Origin of the sequence: Nocardia sp. NPDC058499, from assembly GCF_042719915.1 — a bacterium.
Lineage (GTDB): Bacteria > Actinomycetota > Actinomycetes > Mycobacteriales > Mycobacteriaceae > Nocardia.
Genome location: NZ_JBHXMZ010000004.1, coordinates 568,677 through 592,973 on the forward strand (window position 1 = coordinate 568,677; position 24,297 = coordinate 592,973).

Annotated in this window: 1 pseudogene; it reads left to right on the forward strand. The window is 67.7% G+C overall.

The window, feature by feature from the left end:
• Positions 1-633 precede the first annotated feature (633 nt).
• Positions 634-24,294, forward strand: a pseudogene (locus ACFWPH_RS16075) (non-ribosomal peptide synthase/polyketide synthase); the annotation flags it as partial.
• Positions 24,295-24,297 lie beyond the last annotated feature (3 nt).

The following is a 24,297-nucleotide window of genomic DNA, read 5'->3' on the forward strand; positions in this document are numbered from 1 at the left end:
CCCCTGCGTCGCGCATCGGGCGTGACCTGCGCTGTGTGTCGGGCGTGGTCGGGATCGTGCGTGGGGCGTGGTCTGCGCTGTGTGTCGGGCGTGGTCGGGATCGTGCGTGGGGCGTGGTCTGCGCTGTGTGTCGGGCGTGGTCGGGATCGTGCGTGGGGCGTGGTCTGCGCTGTGTGTCGGGCGTGGTCGGGATCGTGCGCGGGGTGTGGTCTGGTCGGGTGCGCGGGGTGTGGTCCCGTCGGGTGCGCCGGTCGCGATCCCGTTCGGGGCGCCGGTGGTGATCCCTTTGGGGCGCCGGTGGTAATTCGCTCTGTGTGCCGGGTGTGATCCAGACCGCGCGCCCGGCGTCATCCGCGCCGTACGCGGTGTGATCCGCGCCGTACGCCCGGTGCGCTCGCAGGGTGGCTGTGGCCTGCGACGGTAACGGCGGGGCCACGGCGGACCATGTAATGATGGAAGACTGCGAGTGCCGCGGCGGTCGGTCATGCCCTCATGGCGGTACCGCCGCCGCGTCGGGCGGCGGATCCGCGGCCTCTGGGCGCACGGCGTGCAGCATGGAAACGGCAGGTGAGGTAGGTAGATGGGTTCTGTTGTCGGTGACCAGAGCAGCCATCTCCAGGAAGTGATGCGAGGATGACCCGAACGGCACGCACTAGGCCCACCCGCGCCCGGCGCCCCCGTTTCACCAGCCTGCCCCAGCTCATGGCCACGGCCGTGGAAACCAACCCCACCGGGATCGCCGTCCGCTATGCCGATGCCACCACCACTCTCGGTCAGCTCACCTACGCGGAGCTGGACGAACGCTCCAACCGGCTGGCCCGGCTGCTCATCGCGCGCGGGGTAGGCCCCGAGGATCTGGTCGCGATCGGTATCCCGCGTTCGATCGATTCGGTGGTCGCGGTGTGGGCGGTGGCGAAGACCGGCGCCGGTTACGTGCCGGTGGACGTCAACCACCCCACGGACCGCATCACCCATATGGTGACCGATTCCGGCGTCGTGTTCGGGCTGTCGGTGGCGGAATCGGTGGCCGGGCTACCGCAGCAGGTGGAGTGGCTGGCGGTCGACGGCCCGGATACCGCCGCCGCGCTCGCGCAGTACCCGGCCGAACCGGTGTCCTTCGACGAACGTTTGCGCCAGCTGCGCGCCGAGCATCCGGCCTATGTCATCTACACCTCCGGGTCGACCGGTCTCCCGAAGGGCGTCGTGGTCACCCAGGCGGGACTGGCCGGGTTCTGTGCCGAAGAGTGTGAACGGTTCCTGGTGGACTCCACCGCCGGGTTGACCCACTTCGCCTCGCCGTCCTTCGATATCTCGGTCAACGAAATGTTGATCGCCCTCGGCGCCGCGGCCACCCTGGTGGTGGTCGCGCCCACCGTGTACGGCGGCGACGAACTGGCCGCGCTGGTGCGGCGCGAACCGGTGACGCATCTCATGCTCACCCCGTCCGCGCTGTCGTCGATCGATCCGGCCGGCCTGGACGATGTGCGCGTGGTGATCGTCGGCGGCGAGGCGTGCCCGCCGGAACTGGTCCGGCGGTGGGCCGGGACGCTGGTGGACGGCCGGCCGCGCAAATTCTTCAACGGGTACGGACCTACCGAGACCACCATCCTGGTCAATATCAGCGAACCTCTGAAACCGGGTGAACCGGTCGATATCGGCGCGCCCGTCCGCAATGCCACCGAATACGTACTCGACGACCAGCTACGACCGCTGCCCACCGGGGTCACGGGCGAACTGTATGTCGCCGGTATCCAGCTGGCGCGCGGCTATCACAACCGCCCGGGTCTCACCGCCGAGCGTTTCGTCGCCAACCCGTTCGACGAGGGCGGTACCCGGCTCTACCGCACCGGCGACCTGGTGCGCTGGCGGGCAGACGGCGCGATGGATTATCTGGGCCGCAACGATTTCCAGGTGAAGATCCGCGGTTTCCGCATCGAACTGGGCGAAATCGATGCGGTGCTGGCCGGGCACGAATCGGTGAACTTCGCCGTCACCATCGGGCACGAGCCGCCGAGCGGCGCCACGGTATTGGTCGCGTATGTGCATCCGGCCGACGGGGCCGTGGTCGATACCGGCGAGTTGATCGCCCTGGCCGAGAGCCGTCTGCCCGCGTACATGGTTCCGGCGAGTATCACCGTGCTGGACAAGATCCCGCTGACTCCCATCGGGAAGCTGGATCGCCGGGCACTGCCCGAACCGCATCTGGGCACCACCGAGTACCGCGAACCGGAGACCTGGCTGGAGAAGCAGGTCGCCGCCGTGTTCACCGAACTGCTGCATCCCGCCGACCCGGTCGGTGCCGATGACAACTTCTTCGACCTGGGCGGTAATTCGCTGATCGCGACCCAGGTGGTGGCCCGGCTGAGTGCCGTGGTGGATGCGCGTATCCCGGCCCGGATCATCTTCGAAGCCTCGACCGTGGCCCGCTTTGCCGAACGGCTCGCCGAACTGAGCGGGGAGGGGAGCGAGCGCCGGGCGCTCACCGCCGGGCCGCGTCCGGAGCGGGTGCCGCTGTCGATGGCACAGCAGCGGATGTGGTTCCTGAACCGGTTCGACGAGCAATCCGCGGCCTACAGCATTCCGATCGCGGTACGGCTGTCGGGTGAGCTGAATGTGGCGGCCCTGCGCGCGGCGATCGGCGATCTGGTCGATCGGCACGAGGTGTTGCGGACCTACTACCCGGAGACCGAATCCGGTCCGGTGCAGGTGGTGCTCCCACCCGGCGGGCAGGTCGTCGATGTGGAATCCCGGGTCGTGGCGCCGGATGCCGTCGAGCCCGCGCTGATCGAACTCCTGTCGCTGCCGTTCGATGTCACCGCCGAGGTGCCGTTGCGGGGTGTGCTGTTCGAAATCGACGGTGCGACAGACGAATACGTACTCGCGGTGGTGGTGCACCATATCTCCGGCGACGGCGCCTCGACCGGGCCGCTGACCCGGGATCTGATGACCGCTTATGCCGCCCGTGCCGCGGGCGAGGCGCCGGGCTGGCAGCCGCTGGCCGTGCAGTACGCCGATTTCAGTATCTGGCAGCGGGAACTCCTCGGTGACGAGAACGATCCGGAATCCCTGGCGCACAAGCAGATCGAATACTGGCGGGAATCGCTGGCCGGGCTGCCGGATCAGCTGGAACTGCCGGCGGACCGGCCGCGCCCGGCGGTGCAGTCGTTCGCGGGCGGCCGGATCGAGGTGCAGGTCGGCGCCGAGACCCATGCGGCACTGCTGGATATCGCGCGCGGTGCCAACGCTACCGCCTTCATGGTGATCCATTCCGCGTTCGCCGTACTGCTGTCGCGGCTGTCCGGCACCGACGATATCGCCGTCGGCACGCCGCTGGCGGGCCGCGGCGAGGAAGCGCTCGAGGATCTGATCGGCATGTTCGTGAACACCGTGGTGTTCCGGACACAGCTGGACCAGGGGGAGGCCTTCACCGATCTGCTCGCGCGCCAGCGCGAGATCGATGTCGCCGCGCTGGCCCACGCCGACGTCCCGTTCGAGCGCCTGGTGGAGGTGCTGAACCCGGTCCGTTCGCAGGCGCGGCATCCGCTGTTCCAGGTGGGCCTGTCGTTCCAGAACCTGGCGCAGACCAGTCTGGAGCTGCCCGGGCTGGCGGTTTCGGGGGTGGAGTTCGACTCCGAACTGTCCCAGTTCGACCTGCATCTGATCATCGGCGACCGGTACGACGAGTCGGGTGCGCCGGTGGGGCTGGGCGGTGTCCTGACCTACGCGACGGCGCTGTTCGACCATGCGACCGCGCAGGGATTCGTGGACCGGTTCGTGCGGTTGCTGGATGCGATCGTCGCGGCGCCGCGGACCGCGGTCGGCGAGCTGGACCTGCTGGCCCCCGCCGAGCGTGCCGCCCTGGTGCAGCGCAATACGACTGCCCGGGAACTGGTTCCGTCCGACACCCTGGTCTCGCTCCTGAACACTACGGTCGCGGCGACTCCGGACGCGGTGGCGTTGGTAGCCACCGATGGTTCGCGGATGTCGTATGCCGAACTGGGCGCGTGGGTCAACCGGCTGGCGCGGTATCTGATCGCGCAAGGCGTGGGCCCGCAGGATCGGGTGGTGCTGGGCCTGCGCCGCTCGGTGGATCTGGTCGCCGCGATGTATGCGGTGACGGTGGCCGGTGGCACCTACGTGCCGATCGATCCGGACCAGGCGACCGAACGCACGAACTACATCCTCGAGACCGCGGCACCGGTATGCGTGCTGACGAATGCCGAGAGCGGTTTGGGTGCAGGTGTCGTGGGTGCGCCGGTGGTGGATCTGGGAACCCTCGATCTCTCCGGTCATTCGGACGCTCCGGTCACCGATGTGCACCGGGTGGCGCCGTTGCGCGCGTCGAATACGGCCTATGTGATCTTCACCTCCGGCTCCACCGGCCGGCCCAAGGGCGTGCCGGTACCGCATGCGGCGATCGTGAACCAGTTGCGGTACATCACTGCCGAATTCGGCCTGGACGCATCGGACTCGATCCTGCTCAAGACCGCGTCGACGTTCGATGTGTCGGTGTGGGAGTTCTGGGCCGCTGCCGTGTGTGGCGGCCGGATGGTGATCGCCTCGCCGGACGGTCATCAGGACCCGTCCTACCTCAACAGCCTGATGGCTCGTGAGAACGTGACGACATTGGCGGTGGTGCCGTCGATGCTGGATGCGCTGCTGACCGCCGACGTGGATATGTCTGCGTCGTTGCGGCGGGTGCTGGCCATCGGCGAAGCGCTGCCGGCCCCGACCGCCCAGCGGATGCTCGCCGACTACCCGGACGTCGGGCTCTTCAACCTGTACGGTCCGACCGAGGCCGCGGTATCGATCACCACGCACCGGGTGACCGAGGCCGATGATATTTCCGTGCCGATCGGTGCGCCGCAGTGGAATTCCCGCGTATACGTGCTGGACGGCCGATTGCAGCCGGTCCCGGACCGGGTATCGGGCGAGTTGTATTTGAGCGGTATCCAGCTGGCGAGCGGGTATTTCGGCCGCCCGGATCTGAGTGCGGAGCGGTTCGTGGCCGATCCGTTCACTCCGGGTGAGCGGATGTATCGCACGGGTGACCTGGTCGCCTGGAATCGTGACGGTGGTTTGGAGTATCGGGGTCGTACCGATTTCCAGGTCAAGATTCGTGGTTTCCGGATCGAGCTGGGTGAGATCGAAGCCGCGTTGCTGGCATTGCCGGAAATCGCGCATGCGGCCGTTGTCGCGAAGTCGGATCCGCGGACCGGTGATCGGCTCGTCGGCTATCTCGTCCCCGCCGCGGGTGCACCAGGCGTCGCCGGTCCGGATGCCGTGGGTGAGGACGGTGTCGACTCGGCGCGCGCACAGGACGGATCCGGGACGGCCCTTGACTTCGTCCGTATCCAAACGGAGCTGGCGCAGCGGTTGCCGTCGTATATGGTGCCGTCGGCATTCGTGGAGCTCGACGCGCTGCCGTTGAATGTGAACGGCAAGCTGGACCGTAAGGCGTTGCCGGAGCCGGAGTTCGAGGCGCGGGAGTTCCGGGCGCCGTCGACTCCGATCGAGGAGATCGTGGCGAATGTCTTCGCCGAGGTTCTGGGTGCCGATCGCGTCGGTGCCGATGACGATTTCTTCGCTCTCGGTGGTAATTCGCTGGTCGCGACGCAGGTTGCGGCGCGGTTGAGCAAGGCGCTGGATACGACTGTTCCGGTGCGGGCATTGTTCGAGGCCTCCACGGTGGCCGGTTTGGCTGTCCGTGTCGAGCAGCACGCGGGTTCGGGTGGCCGGGCGGCCTTGGTGCCGCAACAACGTCCGGCCCGGGTCACCGAGTCGGGCGAGGTCCAGGAAGCTGCTCCGTTGTCGCTGGCGCAGCAGCGGATGTGGTTCCTCAACCGTTTCGATCAGCAGTCGGTGGCCTACAACATTCCGCTCGCGATCCGGTTGTCCGGTGAACTCGACGTAGACGCCCTGCGGGTGGCGGTCGCGGATCTGGTGGCGCGCCACGAGGTGCTGCGCACGGTGTATCCGGAGACCGAATCCGGTCCGGTGCAGGTCGTCCTGCCGGTGGGCCGGGCGGTACCGCAGCTCGAGGTGCGGACCGTGGCGGCCGGCGAAATCGTGGCCGCCGTCTCCGAACTGGCATCCTCTGGTTTCGATGTGACCACCGAGGTACCGCTGCGGGTAACGCTTTTCGAGGTGAACTCGGACGCCGATGCCACGGAAGCGGCCGAATTCGTGCTCGCAATGGTGGTGCACCATATCGCCGCCGACGGTTCATCGGTCGGCCCGCTGACCCGCGACCTGATGGCCGCGTATGTGGCCCGCACGGCGGGCGAGACCCCCGGATGGGCACCGCTACCGGTGCAGTACGCCGATTTCAGTATCTGGCAGCGCAACCTGCTGGGCGACGAATCCGATCCGGGATCGCTGGCGGCGAAGCAACTCGGGTACTGGGAGTCGGAGCTGGCCGGGATCCCGGAGCAACTCGACCTGCCGGCCGACCGCCCGCGACCCGCCGTGCAGTCCTATGTGGGCGGTCGGGTCGAGGTGCGGATCGACGCCGACACACACGCCGGGCTGCTGGCCATCGGCCAGCAGCAGAATGCCACCTTGTTCATGGTGGTGCATTCCGCGCTGGCGGTGCTGCTGTCGCGGCTGTCGGGCACCGACGACATCACCGTCGGCACCCCGGTGGCCGGTCGCGGCGAACAGGTTCTGGACGATCTGATCGGTATGTTCGTGAACACCCTGGTGTTCCGGACACGGCTCGACCGCGGCGAAGCATTCACCGATCTGCTCGCGCGGCAGCGCGAAATCGATATCGCCGCCTTCGCGCACGCCGATGTGCCGTTCGAACGCCTGGTCGAGGTGCTCAACCCCGTCCGCTCGCAGGCACGGCATCCGCTGTTCCAGGTCGGGCTGACCTTCCAGAACATGGCGCGGTCCGCCCTCGAACTGCCCGGTCTGACGGTCGCCGGGGTCGATATCGATATCGAGATCTCCCAGTTCGACCTGAATCTGATGGTCGGCGACAGCTACGACACCGCCGGAACCCCGGCGGGTATGGACGGTTACCTGACTTACGCCACGGATCTGTTCGACCGGGCGACAGCGCAGGAGTTCGTGGAGCGGTTCACCCGGCTGCTGGGGGAGATCGTCGCGAATGCGTCGGCGCCGGTGGGGGATCTGGAGATCCTGGCGCCGGTCGAGCGCGGCCGGGTGCTGGCGGAGTGGAATGCGACCGAGCATGCGCTTCCGGAGCGGTTGCTGCTGGACGGGTTCGAGCGGGCGGTTGCCGCGAATCCGGATCGGATGGCGGTGTCGTTCGAGGGGACGAGTCTGTCCTACGGCGAGTTCTCCGCTCGGGTGAATCGTCTGGCGCGGTATCTGGTCGAGCAGGGTGTGGGTCCGGAGTCACTGGTCGGGCTGCTTGCCTCGCGGTCGGTGGACTTGGTCGTGGGCATGTATGCGGTGGTTGCTGCTGGTGGTGCGTATGTGCCGTTGGATCCGTCGCATCCGGCGGAGCGGATCGGTTACATCCTCGATACCGCGAACCCGGTGTGTCTGTTGTCCACCACTGCCGATGCACAGGCTGTCGGCGTCGAGCCGGCAGACTGGGGTACCGATGGCGCGGGCCGTGGCGGTTCAGTTGCCGGTGACAGTGTGGGTGTGCTGGCGGGTGTTCCGGTGCTGGCGTTGGACACTCTCGATACCAGTGGTTTCGGTGCCGCATCGGTGACGGATGTGGATCGGCTTGCGCCGGTGCGGTCGTCGAACACTGCGTATGTGATATTCACGTCGGGTTCGACGGGGCGGCCGAAGGGTGTGGCGGTGCCGCATTCGGCGATCGCGAACCAGGTCGCGTGGATGCTGGCGGAATACCCGATGGATACGGGTGACGTTTATCTGCAGAAGACCGCGACGACGTTCGATGTGTCGCTGTGGGGTTATTTCTTGCCGTTGGCTGCGGGTGCTCACTTGGTGGTGGCTACTCCGGATGGTCATCGTGATCCGGAGTATTTGGCGCGGGTGATTGCTGAGCAGCAGGTGACGGTGACGGACTTCGTGCCGTCGATGTTGACGGTGTTCGCGGCGCATACGGCCGCTGGGGCGATTCCGAGTCTCGAGCATGTGTTCGTGATCGGTGAGGCGTTGCCGCCGGAAACCGTGACCGCGATGCACGCTGTCTCGGATGCGGCGGTGCATAACCTTTATGGTCCGACCGAGGCCGCGGTGTCGATCACTTACTGGCAGGCCACCGGTCAGGAAACCGTGAGCGTGCCTATCGGTGTGCCGCAGTGGAACAGCCGTGTGTATGTGTTGGATTCGCGGTTGCGTCCGGTGCCCGAGGGCGTGACGGGTGAGTTGTATCTGGCCGGCGATCAGCTCGCGCGCGGATACGTGACCCGTCCGGATCTGAGCTCCGACCGTTTCGTGGCGAGTCCATTCGACTTGGGTGCGCGGATGTATCGCACCGGCGACCTGGTGCGCTGGCAGCGCGTCGACGGTGAACCGGTGCTGGAGTATCTGGGTCGTACGGATTTCCAGGTGAAGTTCCGTGGTCAGCGGATCGAGCTGGGTGAGATCGAGTCGGCGTTCTTGGCGCAGCCACAGGTCAGCCAGGCCGCGGTGACGGTTTCCGCTTCTCAGTTGGGGGAGCAGCTGGTTGCGTATGTTGTGCCGGGGCCGGGGCAGGAGATCGTGCAGACGATCCTGCTCGATGCTGTGCGTGAGGTGTTGCCGACCTATATGGTTCCGGCTGCGGTGGTCGTGCTCGATGCGTTCCCGTTGAATACTTCCGGCAAGCTGGATCGTAAGGCGTTGCCGGAGCCGACGTTCGAGACGCGTGAGTTCCGTGCGCCGTCGACTCCGATCGAGGAGATCGTGGCGGGTGTGTTCGCCGACGTCCTCGGCGTGCGCAGGGTCGGCGCGGATGACGACTTCTTCGCCCTCGGCGGTAACTCGCTGATCGCGACCCAGGTCGCCGCCCGGGTAGGGCAGGCACTGGACGCGCAGGTCCCGGTCCGGCTGCTGTTCGAGGCCTCGACGGTGACCTCGCTGGCTGCCCGAATCGAGGAACAGGCCGGGGCCGGCGGACGCACCGCATTGGTCCCGCAGCAGCGGTCGAGCACGACGTTGCCGTCGGGTGAGGTCGTGGCGTCGGCGCCGTTGTCGTCGGCGCAGCAGCGGATGTGGTTCCTCAACCGCTTCGATCAGCAGTCGGTGGCGTACAACCTGCCGATGGCGATCCGGTTGACCGGTGAGCTGGATGTGGCCGCCCTTCGGGCGGCTGTCGGTGATCTGGTCCGCCGGCACGAGGTGCTGCGCACGGTGTACCCCGAGACCGAATCCGGCCCGGTGCAGGTGGTGCTGCCGGCCGGTGACGCCGGGCCGGGCCTGCAGGTGCGGTCGGTGCCGGCCGCCGAGGTCATCGCCGCGGTATCGGAGCTGGCCTCGACCGGTTTCGATGTGACGGCCGAGGTGCCGCTGCGGGTGGCGCTGTTCCGGGTGGACGGACCGGCCGATCCGGCCGGCGTCGAGACGGGCGCCGTGCACGGAGAATTCGTCCTGGCGATGGTGGTGCACCATATCGCCAGTGACGGTTCCTCGGTGGGGCCGCTGACCCGGGACCTGATGATCGCCTACGCGGCGCGCGCCGCCGGGGAGGCGCCCGGCTGGGCGCCGTTGCCGGTGCAGTACGCCGACTACAGCATCTGGCAGCGGACGCTGCTCGGCGACGAATCCGACCCGGAATCGCTGGCGGCGAAGCAGCTCGGATACTGGGAGTCGGCGCTGGCCGGGATCCCGGATCAGCTCGATCTGCCGATGGACCGGCCGCGGCCGGCAGCGCAGTCGTTCGCCGGTGGCCGGGTGGAGATACGCCTGGATTCCGAGCTCCATGCCGGTCTGCTGCGGGTGGCGCAGGAGCAGGGCGCCACCTTGTTCATGGTGGTGCATTCGGCGCTCGCGGTGCTGCTCTCGCGGCTGTCCGGCGCCGACGACATCACCATCGGTACGCCGATCGCGGGTCGCGGTGAACAAGCCCTGGACGATCTGATCGGTATGTTCGTGAACACGCTGGTGTTCCGTACCCAGCTCGATCGCGGCGAAGCGTTCACCGAACTGCTGGCACGGCAGCGCGAGATCGATATCGCCGCCTACGCGCATGCGGATGTGCCGTTCGAGCGTCTGGTGGAGGTGCTGAACCCGGTTCGCTCGACCGCGCGGCATCCGCTGTTCCAGGTGGGGCTCACCTTCCAGAACATGGGGCCGGCCGGTCTGGCCCTGCCGGGCCTGACGGTATCGGCCGTGGACTTCGATACCGAGATGTCGCAGTTCGACCTGAATCTCATCGTCGGCGATTCCTATGACGAAACCGGCGAACCCCTGGGGCTGGACGGCTACCTGAACTACGCCACCGCACTGTTCGATCACGTCACGGTCGAGGGATTCGCCGACCGGCTGACCCGGCTGCTGCGCGGTATCGTCGCGAACCCGGCCGTGCCGGTCGGTGACCTCGAGATCCTCGCCACGGCCGAACGCGCGCGGGTGCTCGAGCAATGGAACGCCACCGGATACCCCTTCACCCCGCGGCTGCTGATGGAAGGCTTCGAGCGCGCGGCCGCCGCTTTCCCGGATCGGGTCGCGGTGACATACGAGGGGACGAGCCTGACCTACAGCGAGTTCTCCGGCCGGGTGAACCGCTTGGCGCGGTTGCTCATTGCGCAGGGCGTCGGTGCGGAATCGCTGGTCGGGTTGCTGGTATCGCGGTCGCTGGACCTGGTGGTCGGTATGTACGCCGTGGTGGCCGCCGGCGGCGCCTACGTGCCGCTGGATCCCGCGCACCCGGCCGAACGGATCGGCTACATCCTCGATACCGCGCAACCGGTCTGCTTGCTGTCGACCACTGCCGATGCGCGAGCCGTCCGCGGCGACGCGGGCACGGCCGGCGGCGCCGGTACGGACGAGATCGCCGGTGTACCGGTGCTCGCCTTGGACACTCTCGATACCAGCGGTTTCGCCGCCGCACCGGTCACCGATGCGGACCGGCATGCGCCGATGCGTCCGTCGAACACCGCGTATGTGCTCTTCACCTCGGGTTCGACGGGCCGCCCGAAGGGTGTGGCGGTACCGCATTCGGCGATCGCCAACCAGGTCGCCTGGATGCTGTCGCAGTACCCGATGGGTTCCGCGGACGTGTATCTGCAGAAGACCGCGACCACTTTCGATGTCTCGCTGTGGGGGTACTTCCTCCCGTTGGCCGCGGGCGCGCATCTGGTGGTGGCGACCCCGGACGGGCACCGCGACCCCGAGTATCTGGCGCAGGTCATCGCCGAGCAACAGGTCACGATCACCGATTTCGTGCCGTCGATGCTGGCGGTGTTCGCCGCGCATACCGCGCCGGGGTCGATCCCGAGCCTGCGGCATCTTTTCGCGGTCGGGGAGGCGTTGCCGCCGGAAACCGTCACCGCGATGCACGCCGTCTCCGACGCCACCGTGCACAACCTCTACGGCCCGACCGAGGCCGCGGTCTCGATCACCTACTGGCAGGCCACCGGCGACGAGACCGGCAGTGTGCCGATCGGTGTGCCGGAGTGGAACTCGCGGGTGTACGTGCTGGATTCGCGGTTGCGGCCGGTGCCCGAGGGGGTCACCGGCGAGCTGTATCTGGCCGGTGACCAGCTCGCCCGTGGATACGTGACCCGCCCGGACCTGAGTTCGGATCGGTTCGTGGCGAGCCCGTTCGACATCGGCCGGCGGATGTACCGCACGGGCGACCTGGTGCGGTGGCAGCGGATCGACGGTCAGCCCGCCCTGGAGTACTTGGGCCGCACCGATTTCCAGGTGAAGTTCCGCGGTCAGCGCATCGAACTCGGCGAGATCGAATCTGCGTTCCTCGCACAGCCCCAGGTCAGCCAGGTGGTGGTGACCGTCGCCGCCTCCCAGCTCGGTGAGCAGCTGGCGGCGTATGTCGTCCCCGCACCCGGGCAGCAGGTCGAATCGGCTGCCCTGCTGGAGGCGGTACGCGAGGTCCTGCCGGCCTACATGGTTCCCGCGGCTGTCGTCGCACTCGACGCGTTCCCGCTCAATACCTCCGGCAAGCTGGATCGCAAGGCGCTGCCGGAACCGGCGTTCGAGACCCGGGAATTCCGTGCCCCGTCGACTCCGATCGAGGAGATCGTCGCCGGCGTCTTCGCCGATGTACTGCATGTGGAACGCGTGGGCGCGGATGACGATTTCTTCGCCCTCGGCGGTAACTCGCTGATCGCGACCCAGGTGGCCGCACGTCTCGGCGCGGCGCTGGATACCACGGTCGCGGTCCGTCTGCTGTTCGAAACGTCCACCGTCACGGCCTTGGCCGCCCGGATCCAGGAACAGACCGGATCCGGTGGCCGCCCGGCGCTCGTGCCGCAGCCGCGTCCGAGCCGGGAACTGCTGTCGGGCGATATCGTGGCAGCCGCCCCGTTGTCCCTGGCGCAGCAGCGGATGTGGTTCCTCAACCGCTTCGACGGGGCGTCGGCCGCGTACAACATTCCGCTGGCGATCCGCTTGTCCGGCGAGCTCGATGTGCCCGCTCTGCGGGCGGCGGTCGCGGATCTCGTAGCGCGGCACGAGGTGCTGCGGACGGTGTACCCGGAAACCGGATCCGGCCCGGTGCAGGTGGTGCTGCCGGTGGGGCAGGCCGCCCCGGGGCTCGAGGTGCGGTCGGTGGCCGCCGATGAGGTCGTTGCGGCCGTTTCGGAATTGGCGGCGACCGGTTTCGATGTGACGGCCGAGGTGCCGTTGCGGGTGGCGCTGCTACAGGTGGCCGGCGCGACCGGTACTTCCGACGAGTTCGTCCTGGTGCTGGTGGTGCACCATATCGCGACCGACGGTTCCTCGATCGCACCGCTGACCCGCGATGTGATGACCGCCTACGCGGCGCGGTCCGCGGGTGAGGCGCCGGGCTGGCAGTCGCTGCCGGTGCAGTACGCCGATTTCAGTATCTGGCAACGGGATCTACTGGGCGACGAGAACGATCCGGACTCGTTGGCGGCGAAGCAGCTGGGGTACTGGGAGTCGGCGCTGGCCGGGATCCCGGAGCAGCTGGACCTGCCGATGGACCGGCCGCGTCCGGCGGTGCAGTCGTTCACCGGTGGACGCGTGCCGGTTCATATCGATGCCGAGATCCATACCGGTCTGCAGCAGTTGGCGCAGCAGCAGGGCGCGACCCTGTTCATGGTGGCGCATACCGCGTTCGCGGTACTGCTGTCGCGACTGTCCGGTGTCGACGACATCACCATCGGCACACCCGTCGCAGGACGTGGTGACCAGGCGCTCGACGATCTGATCGGTATGTTCGTCAACACCTTGGTGTTCCGGACCCGCTTCGACCGCGAGGAAACCTTCACCGATCTGCTGGCACGGCAGCGGCAGGTCGATATCGCGGCATTCGCCAACGCGGACGTGCCGTTCGAACGCCTGGTGGAGGTGCTGAATCCGGCGCGTTCGCAGGCGCGGCATCCACTGTTCCAGGTCGGATTCACCTTCCAGAACCTCGGCCGCACCAGCCTGGAACTTCCCGGGCTGACGGTCTCCGGCGTCGATATCGATACCGAGATCTCCCAGTTCGACCTGAACCTCATCCTCGGCGACGCCTATAACGAAACCGGTGCACCCCAAGGTGTTTCGGGTTACATCACCTATGCGGCGGCCCTGTTCGACCGCGCCACAGTGCAAGGTTTCGTCGACCGGTTCATCCGGTTGCTGGGTGAGATCGTCGCGGATGCCACGGTGCCGGTGGGGGATCTCGAAATCCTCGCCCCCGCCGAGCGCGGCCGGGTCCTGACAGAGTGGAACGCGACCGAGCATGCGCTGCCGGAGCGGTTGCTGCTGGACGGGTTCGAGCGGGCGGTTGCCGCGCACCCGGATCGACCGGCGGTGTCGTTCGAGGGTGCCGGACTGACCTACGCCGAGTTCTCCGCTCGCGTGAACCGTTTGGCCCGGTACCTGATCGCGCAAGGTGTGGGTCCGGAGTCACTGGTCGGGCTGCTTGCCTCGCGGTCGGTGGACTTGGTCGTGGGCATGTATGCGGTGGTCGCTGCTGGTGGTGCGTATGTGCCGTTGGATCCGTCGCATCCGGCGGAGCGGATCGGTTACATCCTCGAGACGGCGGCACCGGTGTGCCTGCTGTCCACGACAGCCGACGCGCAAGCTGTCGGCGCCGGCCCGGCAGCCGGTGCGGGCAGCTCCGGTGTCAGTGGTGACAGCGCTGTCGCCGGTGACAATGTGGGTGCGCTTGCGGGTGTTCCGGTGCTGGCGTTGGACACTCTCGATACCAGTGGTTTCGATGCCGCACCGGTGACGGATGTGGACCGGCTTGCGCCAGTGCGGTCGTCGAACACTGCGTATGTCATCTTCACCTCCGGTTCGACGGGCCGCCCGAAGGGTGTGGCGGTGCCGCATTCGGCGATCGCGAATCAGGTCGCGTGGATGCTGGCGGAATACCCGATGGATACGGGTGACGTTTATCTGCAGAAGACCGCGACGACGTTCGATGTGTCGCTGTGGGGTTATTTCTTGCCGTTGGCTGCGGGTGCTCACTTGGTGGTGGCTACTCCGGATGGTCATCGTGATCCGGAGTATTTGGCGCGGGTGATTGCCGAGCAGCAGGTGACGGTGACGGACTTCGTGCCGTCGATGTTGACGGTCTTCGCCGCGCATACAGCGGCGGGTTCGATTCCGAGTCTCGAGCATGTGTTCGTGATCGGTGAAGCCCTGCCGCCGGAAACCGTCACTGCGATGCACGCCGTCTCGGATGCGGCGGTGCACAACCTTTACGGTCCGACCGAGGCTGCAGTGTCGATCACTTACTGGCAGGCCACCGGTCAGGAAACCGCGAGTGTGCCGATCGGTGTGCCGCAATGGAATTCGCGCGTGTATGTGCTGGATTCGCGGTTGCGGCCGGTGCCCGAGGGTGTCACGGGTGAGTTGTATCTTGCTGGTGATCAGTTGGCTCGCGGGTATGTGACGCGTCCGGATCTGAGTTCCGATCGTTTCGTGGCGAGCCCGTTCGGTCCAGGTGCGCGGATGTATCGCACGGGTGATCTCGTGCGGTGGCAGCGCGTCGATGGTGAACCGGTGCTGGAGTATCTGGGTCGTACGGATTTCCAGGTGAAGTTCCGTGGTCAGCGGATCGAGCTGGGCGAGATCGAATCGGCGTTCCTTGCCCAGCCGCAGATCAGCCAGGCCGCAGTCGTCGTCGCGGCCTCGCAGCTCGGAGAGCAACTCGTTGCCTACCTCGTCCCCACCCCGGGACAGCAGATCGCGCAGACCGCTCTGCTCGACGCTGTGCGTGAGGTCCTGCCGACCTATATGGTCCCAGCGGCCGTCGTCGAGTTGGAAGAGTTCCCGCTGAACACTTCCGGCAAGCTGGACCGTAAGGCATTGCCGGAGCCGACGTTCGAGACGCGTGAGTTCCGTGCGCCGTCGACTCCGATCGAGGAGATCGTGGCGGGTGTGTTCGCCGATGTCCTCGGCGTCGACCGTATCGGTGCGGATGACGATTTCTTCGCCCTCGGCGGTAACTCGCTGATCGCGACCCAGGTCGCCGCCCGGGTCGGCCAGGCACTGGATACGCAGGTTCCGGTCCGGATGCTGTTCGAGGCTTCCACGGTGTCCGCGTTGGCGGCCGCGGCAGAGACTGCCGGCGACCGTGCCGACCGGCCCGTACTCGCCCCGCAGCCGCGGCCCGACCGGGTGCCGTTGTCGCTGGCGCAGCAGCGCATGTGGTTCCTCAACCAGTTCGACCCCGACTCGGCGGCCTACAACATTCCCGTCGCGGTCCGCCTGACCGGCACCCTCGACGTGGCGGCGTTGCGTACGGCCGTCACCGATGTGGTTTCGCGGCACGAAACCCTGCGCACCGTCTACCCGTCCCATGACGGCCGGCCCTACCAGTTGGTGCTGCCGGTCGCCCAGGCCGTACCCGACCTCACGCCGGTCCCGGTGGCGGCCGAGGATCTGCGTACCCGGATCACCGAGGTGATTGCGGGCGGTTTCGAGGTGACCACCGAAATCCCGTTGCGGGCGGCGCTGTTCCATCCGGCCGCCGATGAATACGTGCTGGTTTTCGTGGTGCACCACATCAGCTCCGACGGCTGGTCGATGGGTCCGCTGACCCGCGATGTGATGACCGCCTACGCCGCCCGGTCGGCCGGTGCGGTACCCGAATGGGCGCCGTTGCCGGTCCAGTACGCGGACTACAGCATCTGGCAGCGCGAGGTTCTCGGCTCGGAGGACGATCCGGAGAGCCTGGTCAGCGAGCAGGCGCGGTACTGGCGCCGGGCGCTGGCCGGTTTGCCGGACGAACTGAATCTGCCCGGTGACCGCCCGCGGCCCAGCGTGCAATCGTTCGCCGGTGGCACCGTGCCCTTCCGGATCGATTCCCGGCTGCATCAGGGTGTGACCAGGCTGGCCGCCGAACACAACAGCACGGTGTTCATGGTCGTGCACGCGGCGCTGGCGTTGTTGCTGGCCCGGTTGTCCGGCACCGACGATGTGGCCGTCGGCACCCCGATCGCGGGTCGCGGTGAGGCCGAACTCGACGATGTGGTCGGCATGTTCGTCAACACCCTGGTGCTGCGGTCGCATGTGCGGGGTGAGCTGAGTTTCTCCGAATTCCTCACGGCGACGAAGGATGCCGATCTCCAGGCGTTCGCACACGCCGATGTGCCGTTCGAACGCCTGGTGGAACTCGTGGAGGTCGAGCGGTCTACGGCCCGGCACCCGCTGTTCCAGGTCGCGCTGTCGTTCGACAATCTGCCGGCCGCCGGATTCGAACTGCCCGGGTTGCGGATCGCCGGTGTCGAATTCGATGCCGACACCGCGAAATTCGATCTTTCGCTGCGTGTTGTGGAAACCGAAGCGGGGATGGCGGCGGAATTCACCTACGCCCGCGACCTCTTCGACGAAGAGACCGTCGGAGTTTTTGCCCGCCGCTTCGTGCATCTGCTGGACGCACTCGTCCGGACGCCCGACGCACCGATCGGCGATCTGCCGGTGATCGACGATTCCGAATACCGCCTGCTCACCCATATCCATGGCGACGAGGTGATGGCGACCGGGCTGCTGCCGGAGATCCTGCACCACGGTGTCCGGATGAATCCCGACGGTGTGGCGGTCCGGTACCGCGGCCGGTCGGTGACCTACCGGGAGTTGGACGCGGAATCCTCGCGCCTGGCCCGTGTGCTGATCGATCGCGGTGTCGGACCGGAAAGTATTGTGGCCCTGGCATTCCCGCGCTCGTACGAGATCGTGCTGGCGTTCTGGGCGGTGACCAAGGCCGGTGGCGCGCACCTGCCGGTGGATCCGAACTACCCGGCGGACCGGATGCGGCACATGCTCTCCGATTCCGGTGCCGTACTGGGCTTGACCAGCAGTGAGTTCGTCGACCGCCTGCCCGGTGATACGCCCTGGCTGCGGTTCGACGATCCGGCCGTGCAGGCGGAGATCGCGGCGAAACCGGACCACCGGGTCACCGATGCCGAGCGACTCGCGCCGCTGATGATGTGGCATCCGGCCTATGTCATCTACACCTCCGGCTCCACCGGCCTGCCGAAGGGCGTCGTGGTGACGCATGCGGGTATCGGCGGTCTCGCCGATGTGGCCGCCGATCTGTACCGGCTCGATTCGCGGCACCGGTTCCTGCACATCTGCTCACCGAGTTTCGACCCGTCGGTCCTGGAATGGGTGTGCACGGGTTATGTCGGCGCCACCCTGGTGGTGGTGCCCGGTGAGATCATCGGCGGACCCGACCTGGCCGAACTGCTGCGGTCGGAGGAAGTGACCCATATGGTCATCACTCCGGCGGTGCTCGGCACCATGGACCCGGCGAATCTGGATGCGCTGCAGGTGGTATCCGTCGGCGGTGATGTGACCACACCGGAACTGCTGGCCAAATGGGAGCCGGGGCACCGGTACTTCAACGGCTACGGTCCTACCGAGACCACGATCATCTCCTCGTACGCGCGGCTGTTCCCGGGCGAACACGTCACCATCGGTGACCCGGTGCACGGGATCTCGGCCCTGGTCCTGGACTCGCGGCTGAACCCGGTACCGCCGGGTGTGGCGGGTGAGCTGTATCTGTCCGGTGGTGCGCTGGCCCGCGGCTACCACAACCGGGCCGGCCTGACCGCCGACCGTTTCGTGGCCAACCCGTTCAGTTTCGAGGGGACGCGGATGTATCGCACCGGCGATGTCGTCCGGTGGTACGCGGCGCCCGGTGAGCGGGCCGGTAACGAGGCCCTGCCCACGGTGCGCTGGGAACTGGACTACGTCGGCCGGTCCGACTTCCAGGTGAAGATCCGCGGTTTCCGCGTCGAACTGGGTGAGATCGATACCGCCCTGGCCGCGCACCCGGATATCGACTACGCGGTGACCCTCGGCCGGGAAACCGCCGCGGGCGCGACGATTCTGGTGTCGTATGTGCTCCCGGTCCGCGGCCACAGCGTGGATACCGGTGCGGTGACCGAATTCGTCTCCGCCGGACTGCCCGCACATATGGTGCCGTCGGCGATCGTGGTCCTCGACGAGATACCGCTCACGCCCGTGGGCAAACTGGACCGTAAGGCACTCCCGGAACCGGTGCTGGAGGCACAGACCTACCGGGCCCCGGTGGGCGAGGCCGAAACCGTGATCGCCGAGGTGTTCGCCGATGTGCTCGGTGTCGAGCGGATCGGTGTCGACGATTCGTTCTTCGCCCTCGGTGGCGACAGTATTCTCTCGATCCAGCTGGTCTCCCGGGCCAAGGCCCGCGGTGTGGCGTTCAGCCCGCGCGATGTGTTCGAGCGGCGGACCGTGGCCGGGCTCGCCGAGATCGCCACGGTCGGTGCCGCGGCCGAACAGCGGCTGGCGGAACTGCCCGGCGGTGGGGTCGGCACCATGCCGGTGCTGCCGGTCATGTCCCAGATCCTGCACGACGGTGCGCCGTATCAGCGGTTCACTCAGCCGATGATGCTGCGCCTACCGGTCGATATCGATCGCGAGACCCTGGTCGCGACTCTGTCCGCGGTATTCGATCACCACGATGCGCTGCGTTCCCGGCTGGTGCGGCCGGCGGCGGGTGCGCCCGAGTTCGAGGTCCTGGCCCCCGGCGCGATCGCTGTCGACGAGCTGGTGCACCGGGTCGAGGTCGACGACGAGATCGGCGAAACCGAACTCGCCCGCCTCGCCTCCGCCGAATTCGATGCCGCGCTGGGCCGACTGGATCCGGACCGGGCCGTGATGGCGCAGTTCGTCTGGTTCGCCTTCCGCGGTGACCGACGCGATGTACTGCTGTTCGTGGCGCACCATTTCGTGATCGACGGTGTGTCGTGGCGGATGGTCATACCGGACCTGGCACTGGCCTGGTCGCAGCTCGCGGCCGGGCAGGCGGTGACCCTGCCGCCGGTCGGTACCTCGCTGCGCCGCTGGGCGCACGGGCTGGCCGAGGCCGCCGGCGATCCGGCACGCCGCGCCGAATTGCCGTATTGGCAGAAGACCGCCGCCACCCCGGACCCGCTGCTCGGCACCCGGGCGTTCGATCCGGCGATCGATACCAACGCGACCGTCGAACGGTTCGAGGTATCGCTACCCACCGAGGTCACCGAGGCGGTGCTGACCACCGCCGGCGCCCGCTACCACGGCGGCCCCAACGATGCTCTGCTGGCGGCGCTCGCGCTGGCCGTGGCACGCCTGCGCGGCGACGATCCGTCGGCGGCGGTACTGGTGAAACTGGAAGGCCACGGCCGCGAAGAGACCGTGGTGCCGGGCGCCGATCTGTCCCGCACCGTCGGCTGGTTCACGGCGGTGCATCCGGTGCGGCTGGAGTTGCCGGGTATCGATCCGGACGAAGCTTTCGCGGGCGGCGCGGCCATGGGCGCGCTGGTGAAATCGGTGAAGGAACAGCTGCTCGCGGTGCCGGAGAAGGGACTCGGCTACGGCCTGCTGCGCTACCTGAATCCCGAAACCGGTGACGCTTTGCCCGAACGGGTGCCGGGACAGATCAGCTTCAACTACCTGGGCCGTGTTTCCGCCGGTGAGATCCCCGCCGAAATGGCCGAACTCGGCTGGCTGCCGACGGCCGATCTGGGCCCGGTGGATGCGGACGCTGATCGCGATATGCCCGCCAACGCGGTGCTCGATATCAACGCCATCGTCAATTCCGGCGCCGACGGCCCGGTATTGAGCGCGTCCTTCGCCTACCCGAGCGGACTGCTCACCGAGGCGCGGGCGCGGGAATTCGCCGACCTGTGGGTGGCCGCGCTCACCGCGCTCGCCGACCATGTCCGCGGGCCGGACGCGGGTGGTTTCACGCCGTCCGATATGTCGCTGGTGCGGGTGGCGCAAGGCGATATCGAACGGTGGGAGGGCAACTACCCGGCGCTGTCGGAAGTGTGGCCGCTGTCGCCGCTGCAGGCCGGGCTGCTGTTCCACGCCCAGTTCGTGCGGGACGGGCACGATGTCTACACCATGCAGGCGTCGGTCGCCCTGGCCGGCATCGTGGACCCGGCGCGCCTGCGCCGCGCCGCCGAGGCGATGATCGGCCGGTTCCCGAATCTGCGGACCGCGTTCGTCGCCGATTCCGACGGCCAATGGGTGCAGCTCGTGCTGGACTCCGTGCCGGTGCCGTGGCGCGATATCGACCTGCGTGAGCTACCGGAACCGGAACGTGCCGAAGCGCTGGATCGGTTGCTGGCCGCGGACCAGGCCGATCACTTCGATATGTCGGCCCCGCCGCTGATCCGGTTCCATCTCGTCCGGCTGGCCGAGGACGAATGGCAGCTGGCGATCACCACCCACCACATCCTGCTCGACGGCTGGTCCATGCCGCTGCTCATGCGGGAACTGCTGGTGCTGTATGCGGTGCGCGGCGATACCGCCGCGCTGCCCCGGGTGATCTCCTACCGGAACTTCCTGTCCTGGCTGGCCGGCCGCGACCGCGAAGAGTCCGCCCAGGCGTGGCGCGAAGCGCTGGACGGATTCACTGAGCCCGCGCTGCTGGCTCCGGAGCCGGTGGCCGGCGAAACCTACGAGATGGGCACCTTCGTCGCCGAGATCGACCCGGACCGCACCCGGCAACTCGCGGCGCGCACCGCCGAGCTCGGGGTCACGATGAACACCCTGCTGCAGGCGGCCTGGGGTGTGCTGCTGGGCTGGATCACCGGCCGAGACGATGTGGTGTTCGGCGCCACGGTGTCCGGCCGCCCGGCCGAACTTCCCGGCGTCGAATCCATGGTCGGCCTGTTCATCAACACCCTGCCGGTGCGGGTACAGGTCGATCACCGGGCGGCCACCGACGATCTGCTCACCGGACTGCAGCGTGAACAAGCCGCCCTGCTGGAACATCACTACCTCGGCTTGACCGATATCCAGCGGGCCGCCGGTGCCCAGGTGCAGTTCGACAGCCTGTTCGTGTTCGAGTCCTTTCCCACCGATGCCGCTGCCGTCGCCGCCACCGGCGATATCGACGGTATGACCATCGCCGGTGTGCGCACGCGCGACAACAGCCACTATCCACTGACCCTGGTGGTGACGGCCGACGGCACCGTCCGGATCATGCTGAAATACCTGACCAGCCGGTTCGACGCCGCCGCTGTCGAAACGCTCGCCGCGCGACTGCTGCGGGTGATCGACCATCTGGTCGACGCACCGGAACAGCCGGTGGGCGATGCGCAGTTCCTCAGCTCCGCCGAACGCACGGAACTGGGGTCGCGGTCGGGTGGTCCGGCGGTACCGGCACAGACCTTGCCGGAGTTGCTGGCCGCCGCCGTGGCCGTCGACCCGTCGGCGCCGGCAGTGGTGTTCGACGGCCGCCGGTACACCTATGGAGAGTTCGACGAGCAGTCGAACCGCCTGGCGCGGGCGCTGATGGTGCTGGGCCTGGGCGCCGAGGACGTGGTGGCCGTGGCGGTGCCGCGGTCGGCGGATTCGGTGCTCGCCGAATGGGCCGTGACCAAATCCGGTGCGGCCTTCCTGCCGATCGACCCGACATATCCAGCGGACCGGATCGCGCATATGCTCACCGATTCCGGTGCGCCCGTGGGTATCACGGTGTCCTCGGCGCGGGCCGATCTGCCGGATACGGTGGAATGGCTGGTACTCGACGAATTCGAGATCTACGGGTACTCCGCCACCCCGATCACCGATGCGGAACGAGTGCGGCCGGTGACTCCGGCCAACGCCGCCTACGTCATCTACACCTCCGGTTCTACGGGTGTGCCCAAGGGCGTGGTGGTGTCGCACGCCGGTCTGGCCAATTTCAGTGCCGAGCAGGTGGAGCGGTACCGGTTGACTCCGGCGTCGCGGGCGTTGGCGTTCGCGTCGCCGTCGTTCGATGCGTCGATTCTGGAGTTGCTGCTGGCCGTGGGTTCGGCGGGTGCGCTGGTTGTGGTGCCGACCGGTACCTACGGTGGCGCGGAGCTGGGTGAGCTGATCTCCCGTGAGGGGGTGACGGTCGGTTTGATCACGCCGTCGGTGCTGGCTTCGCTGGATCCCGCGGATCTCGCGGGTATGCAGGTCATCATTGCCGGTGGTGAGGCTGTTTCGGCGGATCTGGTGGCCAAGTGGTCCAGCACCGAGGGTGGGGTGGAACGCCGGTTCCACAATGCCTACGGTCCGACCGAAGCGACCATTGCGACCAATATCAGTGGCCGGTTGCTTCCGGGGGATCCGGTCACCATCGGTGGTCCGGTGCGGGGTATGCGTGCCCTGGTGCTCGACGACCGGTTGAATCCGGTGCCCGAAGGTGTGGCCGGGGAGTTGTATGTCGGTGGTATCCAGCTGGCGCGCGGCTACCACGCGCGGGCGGGTTTGACCGCCGAGCGTTTCGTCGCGGACCCGTACGGTGAGCCCGGATCCCGCCTGTATCGCACCGGTGACGTGGTGCGGTGGCGTCGCGACGCTGCCGGTGATCCTGCGGTGGAGTACGTGGGCCGTAACGACTTCCAGGTGAAGGTCCGCGGTTTCCGTATCGAGCTCGGCGAGATCGACGCCGCGCTCACCTCGTTCGAACCGGTCGACTTCGCGGTCACACTCGGCCACGAGAACGCCGCGGGCGTGGTCTCGTTGGTGTCGTATGTGGTGGCTGTACCGGGTCATTCGATCGACGTGGCCGAATTGCGCGACTACGCCGGGCAGCGGTTGCCGTCGCATATGGTGCCGTCGTCGATCATGGTGCTCGACGAGATCCCGCTGACACCGGCCGGCAAACTGGACCGCCGCGCCCTGCCCGAACCGGTATTCGCCGGCGAGGCAGATTTCCGCGCTCCCCGCAGTCCGCTGGAGCATACGGTCGCGGCGGTCTTCGCCGAGGTCCTCGGCATGGAACGAGTCGGTGTCGACGATTCGTTCTTCGCACTCGGCGGTAACTCGCTGCTCGCGACCAAGGTCGCGGCCCGGCTCGGCGGCGAGACCGGTATCGATATCAGCGTGCAGTGGTTGTTCACCGATGCGACCGTCGGCGGTCTCGCCGCCCGGCTCGCCGAACCCGCCGAAGCCGAAGCGCTGGCCGAAGCGGCCCTGCAGGTGGTCCTGCCCATCCGGGAAACCGGTTCCGCGACCCCGATTCTCGCCATCCACGCCAGGGACGGACTGGCCTGGAGCTTCACCGGGCTCGCCCGGCTGTTGCCGGCGGATCAGCCGATCTACGGTCTCCAGTCGCCGGCATACTCCGATGCCGGCTACGACCCGGCCTCGCTGACCGAGATCGCGGACCGCTACCTGGCCGAGATCCGGCGCATCCAGCCCAGCGGCCCCTACCGTCTCCTGGGCTGGTCGCTCGGCGGCGTCCTGGCCCACGCCGTCGCCACCGCATTGCAGGCGGCCGGTGAACACGTCGAAATGCTGGCGATGCTGGACAGCCATCCCGGCGTCGACCCGGGTGTATTCGAGACGATCCTGCGCGCCGCGCTGCTGGAACAGGGCATCCGCACCGAGGACACCGACCGCAGCGTCGGCGAACTCGGCGACGCGGAACTGGCCCGCCTGCACGAACTGATCCCCCCGGAGCTGCTGCGGCTCCCGGTGGACCGGCTCCGCACGGTGTACCGGACCGCGGCCCGCTCCGCGGAACTGATCGCCGGCCACGATCCCGGCGTCTACCGCGGCGTCGTCGACTTCTTCCGCGCCGACGTACCCACCCCCGGTGCGCAGCAGCAAGGCCCCCGTGCCGACGACTGGCGGCCGTACGTTTCGGGCGAGATCGCCGAATACGCGGTCCCGGCGACACACGAGGAGATGACAACCGCCGAAGCTCTCGGCGTCATCGCCCCACACCTGCTGGGCCGGCTCGGTATCACGCCCGGAGAGGACCGAACCACGTGATAG